The organism is Flavobacterium alkalisoli, assembly GCF_008000935.1.
GTDB lineage: Bacteria > Bacteroidota > Bacteroidia > Flavobacteriales > Flavobacteriaceae > Flavobacterium > Flavobacterium alkalisoli.
Genome location: NZ_CP042831.1, coordinates 1,801,277 through 1,822,898, shown reverse-complemented (window position 1 = coordinate 1,822,898; position 21,622 = coordinate 1,801,277). Strand labels below are relative to the sequence as shown.

Here is a 21,622-nt window from a genome sequence, read left to right as displayed (position 1 = left end):
ACAAATTAGTAACCTGGGTTTTGTACCAGATTGGCATTGGTATTCACCACTGTTTCCGGTATAGGGAAAATAGCTCTGTATGACTCTGTAGTCCCCAATTCCCATCCTGGCTGGAAGAAAGTACCAAACCTGATGTTGTCGGTTCTTCTTCTTCCCTCAAAAAGGAATTCTCTTAAAAGTTCTTTATCTATAAAATCTAAATCTATTGTGGCCGGTGTATCAACACCTGCACGAGATCTTACCTGCGCTACAAATGGCTGTGCAAGTCCAGGAGAACCTAAACGCACATAACATTCTGCCTGCATCATAAGGATTTCTGAATAACGGATAACAACAAGGTCGTGATCTCTCTCCCAAGTCTCACCCGGTTTCATTTCATATTTCCCTAAACGGATACCTACATTTTGAGTAGAGTTTGTAAAATCAGGAATATCTTCAGTATAAATAAGCGGTTCTCCGCTATCCATAATAATAACAGATCCTGTAGCAAGGTTAATCTGCTCTCCTTCAACCATAGCATTTCTTCTTACGTCGCCTTCTTCAAAGCTTGAGTAAACACCAGGTTCTGCAGACATACCATTTGCACTCCAGGGATAATCTCCGGTTGGCGAAATAGTAAACCTGTGAAGATAATGACAGCTCATAGAGCTCATATAGTTACCCACTGTACCAGCTGTATGATCGTAAGGAATCGCAAATATTATCTCTCCTGATGTCTGATTCTCTGTAGCAAAGTTTCCAAAGTAATCTACATTTAAAGAATAGCCTGAAATATTCTGGCACATATCTATACAATCCTGCCAACGCGCTACACCTACAAATGCTTCTGAATTTAGATAAAGCCTTGCCAGTAAAGAATAAGCTACATTTTGGGTAAACTTAGAATATACAATTTCTGATTTAAGGTTTGGAAGCACATCTAAAAGCTCCGACTCCACGAAATCATATACTTCCTGACGTGTTGAGTTTGACGGTAAATTCTGGTCTTCAAAATCAGTAACAATAGGCACATTACCAAACATATCTAATAACATGTAGTAATAATAAGCCCTAACTGCCCTTAACTCTGCATAGATAGGAGTTTTAGCCTCATCGGTTAATCCTGATTTGTCTATCTGGTAAATAATAGAGTTTACTTTAGCGATACCCGCATAGCAATAACGCCATGCAGAAAGTATCATACCATCGGTAGTTTGCCATGTGTGGGTTTGCGCCCTTTGCCATTGCCCGCCATCAAACCAGTCGGTACCTCTTGTTGGGATTACGGTTTCGTCTGAACTTACTGCATTAAGGAAAAACACATATTCGCTACCCGGAAATGAGTTTGAAATTCCGTCGCTAAAACCTCGTAATGAAGAATAAGCTCCACCTACCAGGGCCTCCACCTCACTTGGAGTAGTTCCAAAGTTATCATCCTTAACTCTGTCATACAGATCTTCGTCAAGATCTGTACAAGACAGTGCAAAAAGCGAAGTAAGGAATAATGCTGTTATTTTAATTTTCATTAGTTTAAAATTTAAGGTTATCAAATCGCTTATTCAGCAAGTGTGAAATTAAGACCTATTGAAAAAGTTCTTGGCCTTGGATAGTTATTAAACCTGTCTATACCCGGATTTGCAAGACCTGTAAGATTTACTTCAGGGTCTGTACCATCATAATTTGTAAACACAGCAAGGTTTTCACCCATTATATATACTCTTAGTTTAGAACCAATGTTCTCAAATGGTATAGTATAACCTAGTGTTACATTTTGTAATCTGAAGAAAGAAGCCTTTTCTATCCAGTAGCTTGAATAGGTAGGAGCTGAATTAATACCAGAACCTACATAGCTATCCGGTACATTGTAAGCAGGAAGCCTGTTAGGATCGTTAAGCATCATTGCTGTTGCATTAAGTACATCCTGACCGAACATACCGTAACCTGAAATACCTAAATCAAATTTATCGTATGTAAAGTTCATTCCAAGACCCATAATAAAGTCTGGCTGAACATCACCTATAGCTTTCTCCTCTTCGCTTAAGATAAACTGTCCGTCTTCATCAAATCCAAGAAATTCTTTACCCCAAAAAGTACCTACAGGATAGCCTTCAGCAATAATTTGCGAATACTGGTTAGACATACCTGAAAGTCCGTGTAACGAACCACTGTAAATAATATCTGTTTCATAAGTCTGGTTTGAAAGTTTTTCAATAACCTGCTTGTTGTGAGCAAATGTACCGTTTACACTCCATGTAAACTTATCTTTATTAATAACATCTGCATTTAATGTAAGTTCCACACCTTTGTTAGAAAGTTCACCTACGTTAGCAAGCATAGTACCCACTAAGTAAGGTGGCTGTGGTACCTGATACGTATAAAGAAGGTCTTTTGTTTGTTTTGAATAATATTCAAATGAACCTGAAAGGATATTAAACAATGTAAAGTCAAGACCAATATTTAACTGGCCTGTCTGTTCCCATTTAAGATCAGGGTTAGGGTTTTGAGTTGGCGAATAAGCAAGGCTCCATGTACCTGTAGCCGGGTTATAGTAACTATCCTGTCCTACTCCTAGTATAGAAAGTGATTTGTATTCACCAATACCATCCTGGTTACCTGTTACACCATAACCTACTCTTAGCTTAAGGTTACCTAACCAGTTATCTGACCAGTTCATAAAGTTTTCATCTGAAATTCTCCATGCAACCGAAGCTGAAGGGAATACACCCCATTTGTTGTTTGCTCCAAAGCGGCTTGAACCGTCTCTTCTGATTGTAGCCGTAGCCATATATTTACCATCATAAGAGTAGTTTGCCCTACCAAAGAAAGAAACAAGATTTGATTTTCCTTTATAAGAGTAAACATCACCTAAACGGTAGCTGTAACCGGCACCTAAATTGTTGTAACCAAATAAATCTGTTTCAAATCCGCTACGCTGAGCACCAAAGCCCTGATACACGTTTTCAAGGTAAGAATAACCTGCCATAACATTAACGCTATGCTTATCAAACAGCTTGCTGTAGTTAAGATAAGTTTCTATCTGAGCAGTAGTGTATTCTGCATAAGTTTTTTGTCCGTAACCGTTTTCAGTTCTACCTTCTAGAACTGCGTAAGAAGGCTTGTATTGATCTGCCTGTAATGCATTGTGCTCTAATGAAGTGTTTACTACGGCTTTAAAATCTTTAAATATATCTACCTCTGTTTTAAAATAACCTAACAACCTATGTCTTCTGCTGTCTGCAGTACGGTTAGTAAGTATTTCAACCGGGTTTTCATAAAGAGTACCACCTACAGATGTAAAATCACCGTTTTCATCATATACCGGAATTGTTGGGTTCAGGTTAAATGAACGTTCAAAAACCCTGTAATCAACCGGATTCCATTTGTCTATATTGGCCATTAAACCAATATCAAACTTAAGTTTCTTATTAAAGGCATACTGATAAGCATTAATGTTACCACTTAATCTCTCTAAGCCCGATTTCTTAATAACGCCTTCGTTATCAAAATACTGGATTGAAGCTTTTAGTCCGCTTGTTTCTGTACCGGAACTAATGCTTAAGTTGTGGTTTTGAGAAACCGCAGTCTGCTGAATCTCTTTTTGCCAGTTTGTATCCCCTCCGTAATCAACCGCATCAGCAAGGTTGTTATCACGAACATAACCTCTCCACTGGTCTGCTGAAAGAAGGTCAAGATTGTTAGCTGCCTTTCCTATACCTGTAAAACCGTTGTAAACAATTGATGCACCTTTTCTGCCGCTCTTAGTGGTAATGATAATTACACCATTAGCACCTCTTGAACCATAAATAGCAGTTGCCGAAGCATCTTTTAAAACATCTACTGATTTTATATCATTAGGCTGAACGATATCAATATCCACACCGGCAACACCATCTACCACAATTAACGGGCTGTTACTTGCCGTTAGTGATGTACCTCCTCTTAATCTTATAGAAGAACCTGCACTTGGATCACCTGTATCCTGCACTACCGCTAAACCGGCAACTTTACCCTGCAGTACTCTAGATGTAGAAGTAATGTTACCTTTTAACAGGTCATCCCCGCTTAAAGTTGAAATTGCACCTGTTAAGTCAGATTTTCTCATGGTACCATAACCTACAGAAACTACCTCAACCGCATCTAGCAGTAAAGCACCTTCTTCAAGGGTTACATTTAGCGTAGAAGTGTTTTGCTCTACTACTATAGTTTGTGTATCATAACCTACAAACGATATTTCAAGTGTACTGCCTACAGCAGCTTCAATAACAAACTTACCATCTACATCTGTAGCTACACTGTTTGCGGTTCCAACCTCAATTATCGAAACACCTGGTAAACCCATACCGGTTTTATCATTTACAGTACCCGAAATCAGCTTTTTCCCCTGGGCATACATCCCCACCGAGAATAATAGCATGAAAATCGTAAGCATCAGCAATTTATTAGCCCGTACCTGGTACAGGCCTGCTTTTGTATTTTTACTATTCATTGAAAGATTTTTTAAGTTGATTGTGAATTATTAATCCAACTGTTTAAGTGGAATAACCGAGTCAGAAATAGTCCTGTCAGTATTATCCTTTACCACTACATGAATTTCTGTAACATCTACATTTTGCAGTGCTGTAACCAGATTAACAAATCCTTTAATTTCGCTTACTCCACCGGCAAACTCACCTGTAAGTTCAACAGAACCTGCAGTAATAGTATAAATAAGAGTATTTATTCCCGGCTCGTTGTTTGTTCTTATTATCCCTAAAAAGTCTTTCTTGCTAATTTGTAAAGGGAAAAATTTAAATTCCGGTGGCGGCGGCGGGATAAACTCTCCGGCATAAATTACCTGATCCGGAGTTGTACCTGCCCAGTCATCCTTAACGAAAAGGAAAACTATATTTTCCATCACATAACCATCCGGAGCGCTATAGTATTCCTGAGGTATAAGGTCCATTTTATAGATACCTCCACCCATATTTTTCAATTGTGTTTTCTCAACAATCTCAGGTATCCATGACTGATACTCTACCTTAAGATCCCAAAAGTTAAGTCCGCTGTGAAAATGTACCGAAGTAGCATCTTCAAAACCATCAGCAAGGTTAGCGTTAAACAGGATACTTACACCCTCATCAATAAGTGGTGAAGACGGATATGACTTAAATAACTCTCCCGAACCCGCAAAATCAGAGAAAGGAGTATAACCTACATTATGAACTTCAGACTGTAGTGAACCCGTTTTATCTTTTAAACGGAACCAGAAGCCGGCACTTGCAGCAATATCTTCGGCAGACATACTAAAGTAATCTGTTGGTGTAAGGGTAAAGCTCCAAATCATATTACCTTCATAGGTAAGTTTGGCAAATTCAGATGAGTTTTCCCAGTTACCTGCATCCGGTTCAGATGGCGACCATATCCATATATAAACGTCAGATTCTGCCGCAAACGTTGTAGTGGAAAGGTCAAAAAACCACGTCACTTCTTCGTCGTAAGCATATATTACAGGGAACGACCAAATGTCGTTTATAGACCCTGCCGCCTCCTGTGCCCTGGCAATGCCCGGCAACAGAAAAAAGGCTAATATTAGTGAATGTATAATTTTTTTCATGTTAGTTTTAATTAACTGCATTTAACTTAAATGAATAGGAAACAAAAGGATTACCTCCAGATGTCCTTACCAACTGAATTTCCATTTGCTCGTTACTGCCCGGTACAGATATTAATTTAAGCTCATCTGTAAGTGTAGTTTTTTGTGCATCACTATATAAGTATATTTTTATAGCTTCACCATTTGGCTGTTGGAAAGCAGAGCTCAGTTTCCAATAACCGTTAGGAGAAAACAATGGAGGAACATCACCTAATACCTCATAAGTTGTAGGCTGCATATTTTCGTCTACATTAAGACGTAGCTTAAAGTCTTCGTAGTTAAATAATGCACTAAGGTTTTGCTCAGATGGTTCTATGGCATTTGCCTTAGCATATTCATCAACCATCTTTAAATTCATTAATCCCCATTCGCCATCTACCTTTTCATAAATGGTAATAGGATCTACATAACTGCCATCATCCGGATCGTTACAGCCTACGGCCAGTAACCCCATGATAGCTAACCCATAAATAATTTTACTTCTCATAAATTGTTGTTTTTGTTAGGTAATCGTCACTCATGCAATAAAGAGTAATACGAAACTACCTCTTAAAAAAATCTTAAAAAAAACATTCATTAAAAATCAAGATAATTCAAAGACGTTTCTAAAAATAAATAACTATTATTCAATTAGTTACATTTTTATCAATCGATAAAAATCAAGTAGATGTCTAGATTAATTTACCTTAATTAAAAGCCAATTAAATAACGATATATAAAAAATATAGTTTATTTATTCTCAATACTTTATTTATATCATATATTTTTTATTGACTTGAAAATTTTTACTGTATTTTTGGCTTTCAAGAATAATCTGTTAAAAAAATATTTATTTTTTATCTTGATATTAAAGCCGTGAGCTAATGATGTGGTAGTATAACAACATTACAGGCTATAAAAACTTCACAGAATGAAACAGCTTTTAAGCCTCCTTTTTTTACTACTAACTTTTTCACTTTTTGCAAAGGGTAATGACCCTATTCTTGAAAAACTGGATGCGGAACTTCAAAAAAAGGACTTCTATGTAAAGAAGAAATACACCGCCATAAAAGAATTAAAAACCCATGTAGAAAAGTTTATCCTGAGCAAAGATGAAAGGGCTTTGTACAATACCTATATGTCATTGTTTAATGAATACAGATCCTTTAAATATGATTCTGCATACTATTATATTGAACAGGCTAAAGATGTAGCCCTGAAATTGAAAGAACCTGAGCTTTTAGCCAAGTCAAAAATCAAGGAAGGCTTTGTTTTGCTTTCATCAGGATTATTTAAAGAAGCCATAGACACCCTTTCAAGCATTAAAAACACCGAAGCACTTGACCTTAAAACACAATATGAATATTTCTCTGTAAAAGCCCGCGCCTATTATGACCTTGCCGACTATACCAGAGATCCAAGATATAATGTAAATTATATCCAAAAAGGTACCGAATACATCAATCAGGCTATAGCGATTGCCGATACCAACACTAACGATTACTGGGCTGTAGTAAGCTTAAAGCGCATGAAACAACAGGACCGTAAAGGTGCTGAGTTTGCTTTTAGTTACTGGATAAACAACTATAAACTCCCTGTTGAATATTATGGCATTGCCACTTCGAGTTTAGGATACATCTATTCTGAACAGGGATTGAAGGAAAAAGGTATTTACTACCTAACCTTAGCAGCGATTGCAGACATTAAAAACGCTACAAAGGAAACTGTTGCATTGCGAAATCTGGCTAATGAGCTTTTTAAGACAGGAAAATTGGAAAAGGCTAACAAATACATTAACCTGGCTATGGATGATGCCACCTTTTATGATGCCAGGCATCGCAAAATTGAAATATCTTCCATACTGCCTATTATAGAAAAGGCACAGCTCAATAAAATTAAGGACAAGAACGACACCCTTGAAAACATTGTAATACTGCTGGCAGTACTTGCGGCTATCATTATAGTATTCCTTGTAATTATTTTCAGGCAACTAAAGGAAAGGAACGCCTCCCGAAAGGCAATGGCAGAATCTTACACCAAACTAAAGGAGATGAACGTAAGCCTTAGTGAAGCGAATATTATAAAAGAAGAATACATCGCCTACTTTATTAAGGCTACGTCAGACTTTATCAATAAAATTGACCACTTACAAAAAAGTACGATTCAGAAAATCATATCTAAAAAGACCGATGAGGTTATTACCAGCCTTAAGCGTTATAATGTAAAAAAGGAAAGGGAAAACCTGTTCCATCACTTTGATGAGATTTTCCTAAGGTTGTTCCCCACCTTTATTGAAGACTTTAATGCGCTTTTTCCTGACGATCATAAAACTATCATCAAAAAGGGAGAACTACTTAACACCGAGATGCGTTTGTTTGCCTTATACCGACTTGGAATACAGGACAGCACACAAATTGCCGACTTCCTTGAGCTTTCGGTTTCAACAGTCTACACATACAAGACCCGCATAAAAAGTAAATCGCACAGCAAAGACGAGTTTGAAGATAAGATTATGGCTATCAAAACCATATAAATAAAACACCCTAAATACTATTATAAATATTCGCTATTTATTAATTAAATAAACACTTTATTATTAATATTTTAATAATAAAGCCGTAAACATTAGGTTGTATGCTTTTATTTTATTTGAGTCTTTTACAAGCAACAACACTTTCATGAAAAGAAAATGATGATGGGGAATTGTTCTGCATTACAAGCCGAATAATTATTAAAACCATAAAAATGAAAACCACTTACTTAAAACAATTTGCAGCCCTGCTTATGGCTGGTGCAATTTGTTCGTGCTCAAATGATCTTGAGCAAAGTACTGAAGATGCTGCAACATCTCAGGACACCCAGGTTACAACCAAGGCTTTTCTCAATCTGCCTATCAGCTATGTAGACGAGAGCAGCTTTGTAAACTCTTTGTCGTCTTACGGCTTCCTTGAGCCCGATGACATTAGCCTTAACCGTACTGCTACAAAAAGCGGTTACAACAGCGTTTACGGATTTAATATTCCGGCAGCCAATCAGGTTACAGGGTTTAAATGGAACAGCGGTGACGAACAAACCGAAGAATGGAGGCCACAAGGTCTTACAGGGTTTAGCTACGGAGGCAAAAAATTCCTTCTTGCCACTTGGTATGGTGTAGGTCCCGGTACTATTGCAGGAATTAATAACCAACACAAAGGTGTTAGAATTGCACTGGTAGACATTACTAATATGAATGATATTACATATCGTCATATCCTACTTGTACAAAACAAGGCTAACATGAGTAACAGCCAGTTATACAAGTCTTCTAACTCATACAATCAGTTAGACCTGTTTTGTCCTGTTACCATACACGCAGGAGGTGTAGCCTACTCTAACAACAAAATTTATGTTGTAGACACTAAACTGGGCATGCGCGTGTTTGACATCAGAAAGCTTATAGCAGTATCCGGCGACAGTACAAAAAGCCGCATAGGCCGTGAGAGCGACGGAACACTAAAAGCATTTGATTATGCTTATATACTTCCGCAAACAGGATATTATGACATCGACAACGCTAATCCTTACTCATGTATCTCTTTAGGAACAGGTAACGATGGCGAGGCAAGACTTTGGACAGGACAATACCTTACCCAGTCTGACAATCAAATTCCTAAGATATATGGATTTGCTTTAAACTCAAACGGACAGATAATTACAAGCCAGACTGTACAACAGCTTGAGCCTCAGGATAACGAAAGTGGTGACAACGGACCTGTTTACAGAGTACAGGGTGTATACCGAAGAGGACAAACAGGTACAAGTATCCTAACAACAACAGGTAACAGCAGCTACGAAGGTTCTACTGCACGTTTAGTGCGTCACTATAGCGGTGACGGAGCCGGTACACGTTACCGTTGGCCACACGGAGCTGAGGACCTTTACTATGACAGCAGCACAGGTTACTTATGGAACCTTACAGAATATGAAACTTCTAAATACGGACAGGATAACCGTTGTGTATTTGCCGTAAGATATACCGATTACGATTAATAAATTAATTGTCTTGGTTATTTAAGTTTGGGCGGGTGTACTTTATAAAAAGTACACCCGCTCTTTTTTACATTTAAACGAATACTATTTAACTCAAAGAGCAGTTAATGTTATAATTCAGTATATTTATAGTGAATCATTAATCAAAAATCAATCATTTAAACTGTAAGAAAAAATGAAAAAATCAATCTTAACCATTCTTGCATTTACTGTTTTAAGCAGTATTACGGCACAGGAAAAAACGGAATTGCCGGGAGACACTTCGCTCCCTTCCTCCAAACAGGAACTTGAAAAATTAGCGGCACAGGAAAAAGGCAGCTATAAATACTCTGTAGAGGATTATTTTAAGAAACCGAAGCAAAGCTCTTTCCAGTTCTCCCCTAACGGTATGTATTTTTCATACATGGAAAAAGAAGACGACGGCAAAAGACATGTGTATGTCAAAAACACTGCTACAGACAAAGTAACCCGTGTTATTGAAGAAGACAAAGACCTTATAAGAGGCTATGGTTGGGCTAACAACAACAGACTTATTTATGTAATGGACAACGGAGGTAATGAAAATTACCATCTGTTTGCTGTGGATCTTGATGGTAAAAATCAAAAAGAGCTTACTCCGTTTGATGGCGTAAGGGTTAGCGTTTTAAATAATCTGAAAGACCAGAAGGATTTTATGATCATTCAGATGAATAAGGACAATCCTGAAGTGTTTGAACCTTATAAAATAAATATCATTACCGGCGATTATGTAAAGCTTTTTGAAAACAAAGACCTATCCAGCCCCATAAGTAGTTATGATTTTGACAAGGACGGAAACCTAAAGGCATATACCCAACAGCAAAACGGAACTAACTATGTACTGTATTACAGGCTTAGTGAAAAAGAACCGTTTAAAAAAGCTATGGAAACAACATGGAAAGACCAGTTCGGCATACTGGAATTCAATTATGCGACAGAGAATCCGCATGATGCTTATGTGCTTTCAAACCTTGAAAACAATACCAATGAAATCATACTATATGATTTTGCACAGGGTAAAACGATAAAAAAATTATTTGCAGACAAGACCTATGATGCTGATGGTATAGAAACATCACGCAAAAGAGGTTATGAAGTAGACTGCTATTATTACACAGGAGAAAAATCGGAAGTTATTCCGGTAAGTGAGACTTATAAAAAACTTGATAAACGATTTAAAAAAGAATTTAAAGACAAAGAGGTAACCATAACCAATGTAACTGATGATGAAGACAAACTGTTACTTTATGTAGGCAGTGACAAGCTTTATGGCATATACTATTTTTATGATGTAAAGAAAGACACCTTTAAAGAGATCTTTAACCTGATGCCAAACCTGAAAGAGGCTGATATGGCAGAGATACGACCTATAGAATTTAAGTCAAGGGACGGGTTAACACTACATGGTTATCTAACAATTCCTAAAGAAGCAAAAGACGGTAAGAAAGTACCCCTTATTGTTAATCCTCACGGAGGACCATACGGACCAAGAGATACCTGGGGCTTTAATCCCGAAACACAGCTTTTTGCCAGCCGCGGGTATGCAACGCTTCAGGTTAACTACAGAGGCTCGGGCGGGTATGGAAAAGAATTCTCTCAGGCAGGAAATAAACAGATAGGCCGCAAAATGCTGGACGATCTTGAAGACGGAGTTGCTTATGTAAAATCGTTAAATATGATTGACGATAAAAAGATTGCTATTTACGGAGGAAGTTATGGAGGTTTAGCCACATTAGGAAGCCTTGTAAAAACTCCGGACTTATACACCTGTGGAGTTGACTATGTAGGGGTATCTAATCTGTTTACCTTCTTTAAATCATTCCCTCCTTACTGGAAACCATACTTAGGACAGGTTTACGAACAATGGTATGACGAAAACTCTAAAGAAGATCAGGAAATAATGAAAAAAATATCTCCTGCGCTTAATGTAGATAAAATTACCAAACCACTATTTGTGGTACAGGGTGCTAACGATCCAAGGGTAAATATCAATGAAAGTGATCAGGTAGTACAAAACCTGAGAAAAAGAGGATTTGATGTTCCTTATATGGTAAAATATAATGAAGGCCACGGATTTGGACATGAAGAAAATAGACTGGAGCTATACAAATGCATGATGGGATTCTTTGCCAAGCATTTAAAATAATATCAAAACTAATAACAAAAAGCCGGACTTATAGTCCGGCTTTTTAATTATAAATAAAGTACTATTTTTACTGCCATTATTAACCAACCATCCACTATGAAAAAACTAATAGCATTAACCTTAAGCAGCATTGTGTTTTTATTCTCATGCAGCAATTCTGACGATTCTAAAACTACGGCAGAACCTAACCTTGTAATAAAACTTAAGTTTGACAAGAATCAGGTAAGGCTCAATAACTTCGGGCAACCTTCGGAAATTGGAGAAGGCAATGCGGCACAAACCCCGGTTGTAAATTTCATGAGTGCACATTATATTGAACTTGCCCCTTCGGCTACCACTTTTCTTGGCGAAGGAGAAATAGTTTATAAAGGCGAAGAAACAAACGCAGGAGGAAGTAAGGCTATTGACTTTAGTAAAGCTATTTTAGGGCAGGATGGTGAAGTTTTCCTTACTGTACCGCTAAGTGAGGTAGCAGCGGGAAATTACAGTTGGGTAAGGGTATCTGTTTCCTATCAAAACGGAACCATAAAGTTTTTAAGCAACGGCAACGAACTAACAGGTACAATGGCAAGTTTTATAGGTTACAACAACTACATAACCTCTTTTGATATTAACGGTAATACCGTAGCGGTAAACGGCAATAAATTACAGGGGTACTGGGCATTTGAAACCCTTGGCTTTGTAATAGACGGACAGGCTCCTGAAGGTGCGGTAACCGTACCTAACCCATTATTTGAGTCCTCTCCTATTCCTCAGGGGTCTTGTGTACTAACAGGCCAGTTCGCTAACGGATTAAGCATAACAGGAAATGAAACAAAGGATATTACCATAGACCTATCGTTCTCTATTAAAGACAGCTTTGAGTGGAATGAGGTAAATGCTGATGGCAAGTTTGAGCCTGCTGCCGGAGAAACACTTACAGATATGGGACTTCGCGGATTAATACCTTATGTTACCTACCAATAATTGAGTATATTAAAGCCTTACCAAGTAAATACTTTTAACCAATAAATGAAAAAAAACACCTTACTATTACTATTATCTGTTCTTTTTATATCATGTTCACCGCATACAATTGTTATAAATTCATGGAGAAACAAAGAAAAGCTTAAAGACAAACACATTGAAAGCATTTTTATAGCTGTACTTACTCCTCATCTTGATGTACAAACAACTATAGAAAACGAAATTGCTTATCAGGTAAATCAGTTTGGTATAAAAGCTTATAAAAGCCATAATTTGTTTACAAAGAACTTTACCAAAGAAGAAATGCCTTCACAGGAAGAATTACTGAGAGTATTAGAAGTAACAAACGCTAAGATATTCTTTACGATAAGAATTTTAGATCAAAAAACTTCAACATCAGAGACAACAAATAATATGTTTCTTCCTGTATATTACAACCATGGAGGTATTGTTGATACTTTTTGGTATCCTTCTTTTAAATCTCCCGTAAACTGGTCTTATACCGGACTTCATGAAAAAAACAAAAGTTATTATATGGAAACCCACCTCTATGATATAGAAACTCATGAACTACTTTGGAGGGCCACTACTAAAACATTTAATCCTTATGATTTGGAAGGTCTTACCAAGAGGTACACTGAAAAAATTTTAAAAAAACTCGAAAGAAACAAAGTAATAAAAAAGGCAGAACTATAGTTCTGCCTTTTTTATTACTCCATGAAAGACTTTTATTAGGAAAATTTTAAGAAAACAAATCTTATCTTTAAAGGAAGCAACACTAAACCAATATATTATGAAAAAAAGTTACTTATTTCTGTTATTATTTTCAGCCCTTGTAATTTCCTGTTCTTCATCAAATACAAAAATTACCGGTTCTTGGGCCAATCAGGAAAAAATTAATAGCGAAAAAATTAAAAGCATCTTTATAGCAGCACTTACAGGCAATATGGAAGCTAAAACCACACTGGAAAATGAGCTGGCATTTCAGGCCAGTCAGCGAGGCGTTGAGAGCTTTAAAAGCCATAATGTATTTACCAGGACATTCACTAAAGACGACATGCCTTCCAGAGAAGAATTACTTAAGGTAATTAAGGCCACAAATGCCGACGTAATTTTTACGGTTACAATGAAGGACAAAGAAACCTCAACAAGATATGTCCCCGGAACCACATCTTATTACCCTATGGGCATGGGATATGGTTATTATGGTAGTTTTTACGGATACTACTCAAACGTATATCCAATGATGTATGACCCGGGCTACTACACAACAGACAGAACCTATTATATTGAAAGTAATCTTTATGATACTGCGTCAGAAGAACTAATCTGGTCTGCACAATCAGAAACTTACAACCCTTATGATATAGACAACTTTGTAAAGGGATATACTGAAACACTGCTTAAGCAACTTGAAAAAGACGGGATAATAAAACCTGCGGAAACAAAATAAAAAAAGAGCCCCTATATAGGGGCTCTTTTTTTATAGATTATTATCTGAAAAATATTCCATTGCCTGGCTCAAAAAGCGGGCAAACTCTTCATCATAAACATTGTTTACCAAGGTAAACCTCTCATCATTTAAATACAGAAGCCCTAAACCTTTGTAAGCCTCTGCCTGAGTATCTTTAGCTTCACCGGTTCCCCAAAGTTTTCGTGTATTCTCATAATGCCTCCTTATAAGAAGCTGCACGGTATTACTCATGGGGCTTTGATTTTTATATTGATAAAGTTGTACCGCTAGTTCCTTTTGTTCCTCTACTAGTTTTTGAAGTTCATTCTTCTTTAAATTCTGCAAATGGCTTTGGGCTTTATCTACCACTTCTTCGCCATACTTTTTTATAGCTTCTTTTTTATAGGCCGCCGCTTTTTCCGTCGACAGTCCTTCATACAATTCTTCGGGTTTTAACATCGTTTTGTTTTTAAGTGAATCAATAGTTTTGTCGATAGTTGCTAATAAGATTAGGAATCTTTCCTTTTTTGAAATAAGCATTTCTCTATGTGCCTTTAACGATTGTAGCTCATCAAAATCAGGATCATCCAGTAATAGTGCTATCTCCTTTAAAGGAATGTCAAGCTCTCTGTAAAAAAGTATCTGTTGCAGTCTCAACAGTTCTTTTGTACCATATAGCCTGTAATTAGCTTCCGATCTTACCAAAGGAGATAAAAGTCCCATACTATCGTATAAATGCAGGGTCCTGATACTTACTCCCGCAATCCCTGCCAGCTGTTTTACTGTATACTTTTTTTCCATTTGCTTAAATTTTATGCTGCAAAACTAGGGTATGACGTAAGGTAAGAGTCAAGCATTTTATTTAAAAACTATAAATTCACTTATCATTTTAAAAAGAAAATTTTAAAGTAATATTTCCCTCATAGCCTAAATAAGCATTTAGCGGAAGCAGTGCCACCGAGCCAAAAAAGCAGATAAAGAATATGGGGTTTAAGATTGCCCTGTTTATTGATTGCATAGCCATAAGATAACTTTCATCACCCAAACGACCAAGTCCGGGATTTACAGAAAAGGAATAAGAATAAAATAATCCGGCCATTAAAGCCGTAACCAGCAATGTAAAAAAACTAATACTATTGGAAAAGGTAAACATAAGTCCGTTTTTATTGATTGATATTTCATTAAACAACATAATGAAAATACAATAAAAATGTTTACCTGTAAGAGCAAAAAAAGCTAAGAAGCTCATTATAAGAACAATAACCTTACCCCTTAAAAATGAAAAACCCTCCTGCCCGAAGACAGAAGGGAAGCCGGTAAACCACACCTTACCTTAATTTATCCGGCTTTTTATTGTTATACGAAGATATCACTTTTTTAGTTTCAAAAAATAAATATTTATTTAAAATTTGATTAAAATTTAAGTAATATAAATGTAGTAAATTTTTAGCTGGTTACAGATCTTAAATTCGCCATTTTAATAGCTACTATCCCTGCTTCTGTACCTTTATTTCCGTGTTTACCTCCGCTACGGTCTATAGCCTGTTGCAGGGTATTATCGGTAAGTACACAAAACACTACAGGAATATCCGTTTGCACGTTAAGATCTTTTATTCCCTGAGATACAGCCTCACATACAAAATCAAAATGTTTGGTTTCTCCCTGTATAACGCTGCCTATGGCAATAACAGCGTCTACGTTTTGAGTATCAATCATTCTTTTAGAACCATAAATAAGCTCAAAACTTCCCGGAACATCCCACTTAACTATATTATCTTCACTTACGCCGTTTTCAAGCAATGCTTCAATAGCACCTTTGCAAAGATTTTCTGTTATGGATTCGTTCCATTCAGAAACAACAATCCCAAATCGAAAGTTTTTCGCATTTGGGATAGTGTTTTTATCATATTGTGATAAGTTTTTATTAGCTGTTGCCATTCCTTATTCTGTCATTGCAATATAAGCATCGATATTGTTAGCTTCAGGAGCCGACTCATACTTATCTTTAATCTGAGTAAAGTATTTGTTAGCTTCAGCTTTATTGTTCATCTGCACAGAAAGTTGTCCTGCTTTGAAAAGGAAACGAGGAGTTACAAGTGCATCATCTCCCATAGCTACTGCTTTACCGTAGTACTCTAGAGCCTGCTCATTTTGGCCTAATTGTACAAAAGCATCACCAATAGCACCTTTTGCTAATATACCGGTTGTAAGTTCTTTTCCTTTATAGTTATCAAGATGCTCAATAGCCTCTTTGTATTTACCGGTGTTAAGGTAAGCCATACCTGCCATATAATCGGCAATGTTAGCTGCATCAGTACCCGAGTAGGTATCAATAACAGATAAAAGTCCCATTTTACCTTCACCCCCGTTTAGGGCAAGATTAAACAAAGAGTCTTTTGCTGTTGTTGAATTTGTAGCCTGAATAAAGTATTGCTCAGCCTGGAACATATCGTTAACGGCATCAGTTTCTTTAGGCTCAACTAAAACGCGATCATATAACATATACCCTACTAATCCTAGAGCAACCACTAGTAAACCTACAAGAATAGGCTTCTGATTTCTGGCTACCCATTCTTCTGTTTTAGAAGCGGTTTCGTCAAGTGTATTAAATACTTCTTCAGTTGTACTCTGACCATCAAAAGTTTCCTGCGGTTCTACTACATCTTTAACCTCTTCCGGTTTCGGAGCTTTGTACCCTCTTTTGTTATATGTTGCCATCTATTTTAATTTAGTGAGCCGCAAAAATAAAATTTTTATTGAATATTAAAAGACCTTTTTGTCGATATTTTTCAATAATTTGCAGGCTCTTTTATAAAAGTGCGATTATTATTCAAGGTTCTCACTATCAAGAACACAGTTGCAAATGTACCTAAAAAATTTATCCCTCCTAAATTACAAGAATATATCTGAAGCTAATTTTGAGTTCGACTCAAAGATAAACTGTTTTGTGGGAAAAAACGGTATTGGTAAAACAAATGTACTTGATGCCATATACCATCTTTCTTACGGTAAAAGCTATTTTAATCCGCTAGCCATACAAAACATAAAGCACGGAGAAGAATTTTTTGTTATAGACGGGACTTTTGAAAAAAATGAGCGTACTGAGCAAATTGTATGCAGCCTTAAAAAAGGACAGAAAAAAGTTTTAAAAAGAAACAGTAAAGCATACGACAAGTTCTCTGAACACATCGGCTTTATACCATTGGTTATGATCTCCCCTTCCGATAACGACCTTATTATGGAAGGCAGTGAAACCAGACGCAAATTTATAGACAGTGTTATATCGCAACTGGATCCGGCTTATTTACAGGAACTCATCAGCTATCAAAAAATAGTTGCACAACGTAATGCCCTGCTTAAATATTTTGCCATTAACCGTACTTTTGACAAGGAGACACTAAGCATATATAACGAGCAGCTAACTACTTTAGGACATGTAATTTTTGAAAAGCGCAAGCAGTTCCTTGCCGATTTCATTCCTATATTCAATACACATCATCATGCCATAACCAACTCAGCAGAAGATGTAACACTGGTATACCAGAGCCAGCTGGAAGAAAAACCTCTTAATGAATTACTGGAAGAAAACCTACAGCGTGATAAGGTACTACAATATACAAGTGTAGGTATACATAAAGACGACCTATCATTTGAAATAGAAAACCACCCTATCAAAAAATTTGGTTCGCAGGGACAGCAAAAATCTTTTTTAATAGCTTTAAAGCTTGCCCAGTTTGACTTTATAAAAAAACAAAGCGGGGTATTGCCCATCTTACTTTTTGATGATATTTTTGATAAGCTCGACGAGACTAGGGTATCTAAAATTGTGGAAATGGTTAACGATAAGGTATTTGGACAGATATTTATTTCTGATACACATCCTGAACGTACCGAAACCATTGTAAAGTCTACCCATCAGAGTTATCGTATATTTAACTTATAAAAAAACAAACTATGCTGCCATCATCCATACTTCCGTTTTTAGAAGACCTTAAAAACAATAATAACCGTGAGTGGTTTCAGGCAAATCAAAAAAGATATAAAACTTATAAAGAAGACTATAAAAATGTTGCCGAGGAACTTATAAAAGAAGTAAGCACAACAGACACTTCGTTAAAGCATCTTGAGGCAAAAAACTGTACTTTCAGGATAAACCGTGATATCCGTTTTTCTAAAGACAAATCTCCTTATAAAACCAATATGGGTATATGGATGTCGGCAGGAAATAAGGATTTCAACATGGGTGGCTATTACCTGCATATAGAAAAAGGCGCCAGCTTTATTGCAGGAGGCCTGCACATGCCCGATCCTGTCTCACTTAAAAAAATGCGCCGTGAAATTGCCGGCTTTTATGAAGATCTTGAAGAAATACTGGAAAACAAGGATTTTAAAAAACTATATGGCGATTTTGACAGGGAGCAAAGCCTTAAAACCGCTCCTAAGGATTATGACAAAGACCATCCTGCCATAGACTTTTTAAAACTTAAAAGCTTCACAGTTACCCATAAGCTAAGTGATAAAGATTTAGCCGATAAAAACTTTATAAAGGAAACAGCAAAAAAATTATTGGTAATGCAACCGCTTATAGAATATATAAACCGTGCCATGACTACCGAAGAGTAGTTTAAATATGTACTTTTGCCGCACTAAACGTAAACCATACTATGGAAATTGCTTTACACCATCCGCTAAAAAACTATAATACTTTTGGCATTAATGCCCATGCAGACGAGTTTGTAGCCGTACGCTCCGTTTCAGAACTTTCTCAGGTACTTAAAGAAAACAGCAATAAGCAAAAGTTTATACTTGGTGGTGGCAGCAATATGTTACTTACTCAGGACATACATGCTTTGGTTATACATGTAGATATAAAAGACAAAGAAGTGGTTTTTGAAGACGACAATCATGTTCACTTAAAAGCAATGGCAGGCGAAAACTGGCATGAGTTTGTTCTTTACAGTATTTCTCAAAACTATGGCGGACTTGAAAATCTTTCTTTGATACCCGGCAATGTAGGCACTACCCCAATACAAAACATTGGTGCCTATGGCACCGAAATAAAAGACACTTTTGTTTCCTGCGAAGCTATGGATATAGAAACACAGGAAATAAAGACATTTACAAAAGAGGAATGCGAATTTGCTTACAGGGAAAGTGTTTTTAAAAACAACCTTAAAAACAAATATGTTATTGTTTCGGTTACATTCAGGCTAACCAAAAACAACCACAAAATAAACACCGCTTATGGTGATATTCTGGCAATGCTTGCTCAAAACAACATTACCGAGCCGACCATAAAAGATGTAAGCAATGCCGTTATAGCAATACGCCAAAGCAAATTACCAGACCCAAAAGAACTGGGCAACAGCGGTAGCTTTTTTAAAAACCCTATAATAAGCAAAGAGCTTTTTGAAAAAGCACATGCCCAACACCCGCAAATGCCTCATTATGTAGTTTCGGAAACTGAAGTAAAAGTTCCTGCGGGATGGCTTATAGAGCAGTCAGGCTTTAAGGGCAAACGTTTTGGAGATGCCGGTGTGCATACAAAGCAGGCCTTGGTACTGGTAAACTACGGCAACGCAACCGGACAGGAATTACTGCAACTTTCTAAAAAAATTCAGGAAACCGTTTATACTAATTTCGGAATCAGGATTGAAGCAGAGGTTAATGTTATTTAATTGTTTTTAGCCTTAACAAACTCAATCTTTTTTCTAATTTTGCTGTAAAATCGCCAAACAAAAAATACCTGCATGCTTAATATTACCTTCTATATTTTTATTGGTATTACCGCCATACAACTGTTTTATTACCTAATTGTTTTCGGAAGATTTGCCTTTGCAAAAGCACAGTCTGTGACTCCAAAAAAAGTTCCGGTTTCGGTTATTGTATGTGCTAAAAACGAAGCAGAAAACGTAAAAAAATATGTCCCTCTTATTGCAGAGCAGGACTATCCAGACTTTGAAGTTATACTTATTGATGATGCCTCCAGCGATGAAACTCTGGACATCTTAGAGGAATTTGAGCAAAAATACCCTCACGTTCGTCTTGTAAAAGTTGAAAATAACGAAGCATTTTGGGCCAATAAAAAGTTTGCACTTACACTGGGTATTAAATCTGCTAAAAAACAATATTTACTATTTACCGACTCAGACTGTTACCCTACTTCTAAAGACTGGATAACGCAAATGAGTGCACAGTTTTCGCAAAACCATACCATTGTACTAGGATATGGTGCTTATGAAAAGGTGAAAAATTCGCTTTTAAATAAAATAATCCGTTTTGACGAGATGCTGCGTGCTACCCAATACTTTTCGTGGGCAAAAATGGGAAGTCCGTATCTTGGTGAAGGTCGCAATATGGCTTACAAAAAAGATGAATTCTTTGCTGTAAACGGTTATATGAGTCACATGCATGTAAGAAGTGGTGAAGATTCACTTTTCATAAATCAGGCTGCCACAGGAAAAAACACCACTGTTTGTTATACTCCGGAGAGCTTTACTTACTGTGAGGCAAAAAAAACATACAGGCAATGGTTCGCTCAAAAAAAGAGGCAGATATACCTGCACTCTATTTTTAAAGGAAGTGACAAATTACGTATCAGGCTGTTTTTTATAGCTCAGCTTCTTTTCCCGTTTTTTGCTGCAGCACTTTTAATATTAGGTTATAACTGGATGTATGTTGTTCCGGTAATAGGCTTCAGGTATCTTATAGCATGGCTAACTTTAGGATACAGCGCAGGCAAGCTTAAGGAAAAAGATGTAATGTACTGGTTCCCTTTTATTGAAATAATGCTTATCTTCACTCAGCTTAATGTGTATGTAAGCAATATGTTTACAAAACCTGTACATTGGAAATAAACTCACAAATAATACAAGGCAATATAGAAAAGGCAAAAATGGGTGACCAGATTGCCTTTACTTTTTTATTGGACTTCTTTTGGAATGAAGTTTACGGCTTTATGCTAAAACGTACCCAAAACGAAACCGACACAGAAGATATTGTTATAGAAACATTTGCCAAGGCCTTTGACAGGATTTCCACTTACAACCCAGAGTATGCTTTCAGCACCTGGCTTATTGCTATAGCCAAAAATGTACATATAGACATTTTAAGGAAAAAGAAATCGTCGCTGTTTATTGACATTACTGATGAGGAGAACCAACAGGCCTACAATGTTGCAGACAGTTCACCTAGTGCTGAAGACGAACTGATTAAGGAACAAAATCTGTCCAGCCTTTTAGAATGCATCAAACAGCTTAAACCTCATTATCAGGAAGTGATACAGCTTCGTTACTTTCAGGAATTGAGTTACCAGGAAATTGCAGAACAGCTAAATGAACCACTTAATAATGTAAAGATCAAATTACTTAGAGCTAAGAAATTACTTGCCGATATTATTAGAAACGGTAAGAAGAAATAA

19 protein-coding genes are annotated in these 21,622 nt (G+C 36.8%); 11 read left to right on the top strand and 8 right to left on the bottom strand.

Annotated features, from left to right (window positions below; translation table 11 throughout):
• Positions 1-5: 5 nt before the first annotated feature.
• The 4 genes from FUA48_RS08140 to FUA48_RS08125 are packed head-to-tail and all read right to left on the bottom strand — an operon-like array spanning position 6 to position 6,098.
• Positions 6-1,505: a RagB/SusD family nutrient uptake outer membrane protein gene (locus FUA48_RS08140; protein WP_147583062.1), complete on the bottom strand. Its 1,500-nt coding sequence runs from the start codon at positions 1,503-1,505 to the stop codon at positions 6-8.
• 29 nt (positions 1,506-1,534) lie between these two features.
• Complete coding sequence (locus tag FUA48_RS08135; RefSeq protein ID WP_147583061.1) at positions 1,535-4,465, bottom strand: SusC/RagA family TonB-linked outer membrane protein; 2,931 nt, start codon at positions 4,463-4,465, stop codon at positions 1,535-1,537.
• 30 nt (positions 4,466-4,495) lie between these two features.
• The gene (locus tag FUA48_RS08130; RefSeq protein ID WP_147583060.1) at positions 4,496-5,572 is read right to left on the bottom strand and encodes a hypothetical protein; all 1,077 of its coding nucleotides are present in this window, start codon (positions 5,570-5,572) and stop codon (positions 4,496-4,498) included.
• Positions 5,573-5,579: 7 nt separating this feature from the next.
• Positions 5,580-6,098, bottom strand: coding sequence for a DUF5004 domain-containing protein (locus FUA48_RS08125; protein WP_147583059.1), 519 nt, complete (start codon positions 6,096-6,098; stop codon positions 5,580-5,582).
• Positions 6,099-6,521: 423 nt separating this feature from the next.
• On the opposite strand from FUA48_RS08125, the gene FUA48_RS08120 reads away from it, so the two are divergent.
• The 6 genes from FUA48_RS08120 (at position 6,522) to FUA48_RS08095 (ending at position 14,202) form a co-directional block, all read left to right on the top strand.
• Positions 6,522-8,123 carry a DUF6377 domain-containing protein gene (locus tag FUA48_RS08120; protein WP_147583058.1) on the top strand — a complete coding sequence of 534 codons (1,602 nt, stop codon included), beginning with the start codon at positions 6,522-6,524 and terminating at the stop codon, positions 8,121-8,123.
• 212 nt (positions 8,124-8,335) lie between these two features.
• Positions 8,336-9,619 (top strand): hypothetical protein, encoded by a 1,284-nt coding sequence (locus FUA48_RS08115; protein WP_147583057.1) that lies wholly within the window; start codon positions 8,336-8,338, stop codon positions 9,617-9,619.
• 175 nt (positions 9,620-9,794) lie between these two features.
• Positions 9,795-11,783: a S9 family peptidase gene (locus FUA48_RS08110; protein WP_147583056.1), complete on the top strand. Its 1,989-nt coding sequence runs from the start codon at positions 9,795-9,797 to the stop codon at positions 11,781-11,783.
• 96 nt (positions 11,784-11,879) lie between these two features.
• Positions 11,880-12,749, top strand: a complete 870-nt coding sequence (locus FUA48_RS08105) for a hypothetical protein (RefSeq protein ID WP_147583055.1) — start codon at positions 11,880-11,882, stop codon at positions 12,747-12,749.
• Between the two features lie 45 nt (positions 12,750-12,794).
• On the top strand, positions 12,795-13,445 hold the full coding sequence (locus FUA48_RS08100) for a hypothetical protein (protein ID WP_147583054.1): 651 nt from the start codon (positions 12,795-12,797) through the stop codon (positions 13,443-13,445).
• A gap of 97 nt (positions 13,446-13,542) precedes the next feature.
• Positions 13,543-14,202 carry a hypothetical protein gene (locus tag FUA48_RS08095; RefSeq protein ID WP_147583053.1) on the top strand — a complete coding sequence of 220 codons (660 nt, stop codon included), beginning with the start codon at positions 13,543-13,545 and terminating at the stop codon, positions 14,200-14,202.
• A gap of 30 nt (positions 14,203-14,232) precedes the next feature.
• Here the strand turns inward: FUA48_RS08095 and FUA48_RS08090 are convergent, their stop codons facing one another.
• The 4 genes from FUA48_RS08090 to FUA48_RS08075 form a co-directional block, all read right to left on the bottom strand.
• Positions 14,233-15,003 carry a MerR family transcriptional regulator gene (locus FUA48_RS08090; protein ID WP_147583052.1) on the bottom strand — a complete coding sequence of 257 codons (771 nt, stop codon included), beginning with the start codon at positions 15,001-15,003 and terminating at the stop codon, positions 14,233-14,235.
• A gap of 88 nt (positions 15,004-15,091) precedes the next feature.
• Positions 15,092-15,355, bottom strand: coding sequence for a hypothetical protein (locus tag FUA48_RS08085; RefSeq protein WP_147583051.1), 264 nt, complete (start codon positions 15,353-15,355; stop codon positions 15,092-15,094).
• A 293-nt stretch (positions 15,356-15,648) separates the two neighbouring features.
• Positions 15,649-16,140 (bottom strand): 6,7-dimethyl-8-ribityllumazine synthase, encoded by a 492-nt coding sequence (ribH, locus tag FUA48_RS08080; RefSeq protein WP_147583050.1) that lies wholly within the window; start codon positions 16,138-16,140, stop codon positions 15,649-15,651.
• A 3-nt stretch (positions 16,141-16,143) separates the two neighbouring features.
• Positions 16,144-16,920, bottom strand: a complete 777-nt coding sequence (locus tag FUA48_RS08075) for a tetratricopeptide repeat protein (protein ID WP_147583049.1) — start codon at positions 16,918-16,920, stop codon at positions 16,144-16,146.
• Between the two features lie 145 nt (positions 16,921-17,065).
• On the opposite strand from FUA48_RS08075, the gene recF reads away from it, so the two are divergent.
• The 5 genes from recF to FUA48_RS08050 all read left to right on the top strand — a co-directional run bounded on the left by recF (position 17,066) and on the right by FUA48_RS08050 (position 21,622).
• Positions 17,066-18,145, top strand: a complete 1,080-nt coding sequence (gene recF / locus FUA48_RS08070) for a DNA replication/repair protein RecF (RefSeq protein WP_147583048.1) — start codon at positions 17,066-17,068, stop codon at positions 18,143-18,145.
• Between the two features lie 11 nt (positions 18,146-18,156).
• Positions 18,157-18,825: a DUF2461 domain-containing protein gene (locus tag FUA48_RS08065; RefSeq protein WP_147583047.1), complete on the top strand. Its 669-nt coding sequence runs from the start codon at positions 18,157-18,159 to the stop codon at positions 18,823-18,825.
• 41 nt (positions 18,826-18,866) lie between these two features.
• On the top strand, positions 18,867-19,880 hold the full coding sequence (gene murB / locus FUA48_RS08060; RefSeq protein ID WP_147583046.1) for a UDP-N-acetylmuramate dehydrogenase: 1,014 nt from the start codon (positions 18,867-18,869) through the stop codon (positions 19,878-19,880).
• A 72-nt stretch (positions 19,881-19,952) separates the two neighbouring features.
• Positions 19,953-21,059, top strand: coding sequence for a glycosyltransferase (locus FUA48_RS08055; RefSeq protein ID WP_147583045.1), 1,107 nt, complete (start codon positions 19,953-19,955; stop codon positions 21,057-21,059).
• Complete coding sequence (locus FUA48_RS08050; protein WP_165357633.1) at positions 21,050-21,622, top strand: RNA polymerase sigma factor; 573 nt, start codon at positions 21,050-21,052, stop codon at positions 21,620-21,622. The genes FUA48_RS08055 and FUA48_RS08050 overlap by 10 nt, the downstream gene beginning before the upstream one ends.

Excerpts from the sequence above, each read along its gene's own strand:
- FUA48_RS08140 (WP_147583062.1), bottom strand. The coding sequence starts at position 1,505 with ATGAAAATTAAAATAACAGCATTATTCCTTACTTCGCTTTTTGCACTG.
- FUA48_RS08135 (WP_147583061.1), bottom strand. The coding sequence starts at position 4,465 with ATGAATAGTAAAAATACAAAAGCAGGCCTGTACCAGGTACGGGCTAAT.
- FUA48_RS08130 (WP_147583060.1), bottom strand. The coding sequence starts at position 5,572 with ATGAAAAAAATTATACATTCACTAATATTAGCCTTTTTTCTGTTGCCG.
- FUA48_RS08125 (WP_147583059.1), bottom strand. The coding sequence starts at position 6,098 with ATGAGAAGTAAAATTATTTATGGGTTAGCTATCATGGGGTTACTGGCC.
- FUA48_RS08120 (WP_147583058.1), top strand. The coding sequence starts at position 6,522 with ATGAAACAGCTTTTAAGCCTCCTTTTTTTACTACTAACTTTTTCACTT.
- FUA48_RS08115 (WP_147583057.1), top strand. The coding sequence starts at position 8,336 with ATGAAAACCACTTACTTAAAACAATTTGCAGCCCTGCTTATGGCTGGT.
- FUA48_RS08110 (WP_147583056.1), top strand. The coding sequence starts at position 9,795 with ATGAAAAAATCAATCTTAACCATTCTTGCATTTACTGTTTTAAGCAGT.
- FUA48_RS08105 (WP_147583055.1), top strand. The coding sequence starts at position 11,880 with ATGAAAAAACTAATAGCATTAACCTTAAGCAGCATTGTGTTTTTATTC.
- FUA48_RS08100 (WP_147583054.1), top strand. The coding sequence starts at position 12,795 with ATGAAAAAAAACACCTTACTATTACTATTATCTGTTCTTTTTATATCA.
- FUA48_RS08095 (WP_147583053.1), top strand. The coding sequence starts at position 13,543 with ATGAAAAAAAGTTACTTATTTCTGTTATTATTTTCAGCCCTTGTAATT.
- FUA48_RS08090 (WP_147583052.1), bottom strand. The coding sequence starts at position 15,003 with ATGGAAAAAAAGTATACAGTAAAACAGCTGGCAGGGATTGCGGGAGTA.
- FUA48_RS08085 (WP_147583051.1), bottom strand. The coding sequence starts at position 15,355 with ATGTTTACCTTTTCCAATAGTATTAGTTTTTTTACATTGCTGGTTACG.
- ribH (WP_147583050.1), bottom strand. The coding sequence starts at position 16,140 with ATGGCAACAGCTAATAAAAACTTATCACAATATGATAAAAACACTATC.
- FUA48_RS08075 (WP_147583049.1), bottom strand. The coding sequence starts at position 16,920 with ATGGCAACATATAACAAAAGAGGGTACAAAGCTCCGAAACCGGAAGAG.
- recF (WP_147583048.1), top strand. The coding sequence starts at position 17,066 with ATGTACCTAAAAAATTTATCCCTCCTAAATTACAAGAATATATCTGAA.
- FUA48_RS08065 (WP_147583047.1), top strand. The coding sequence starts at position 18,157 with ATGCTGCCATCATCCATACTTCCGTTTTTAGAAGACCTTAAAAACAAT.
- murB (WP_147583046.1), top strand. The coding sequence starts at position 18,867 with ATGGAAATTGCTTTACACCATCCGCTAAAAAACTATAATACTTTTGGC.
- FUA48_RS08055 (WP_147583045.1), top strand. The coding sequence starts at position 19,953 with ATGCTTAATATTACCTTCTATATTTTTATTGGTATTACCGCCATACAA.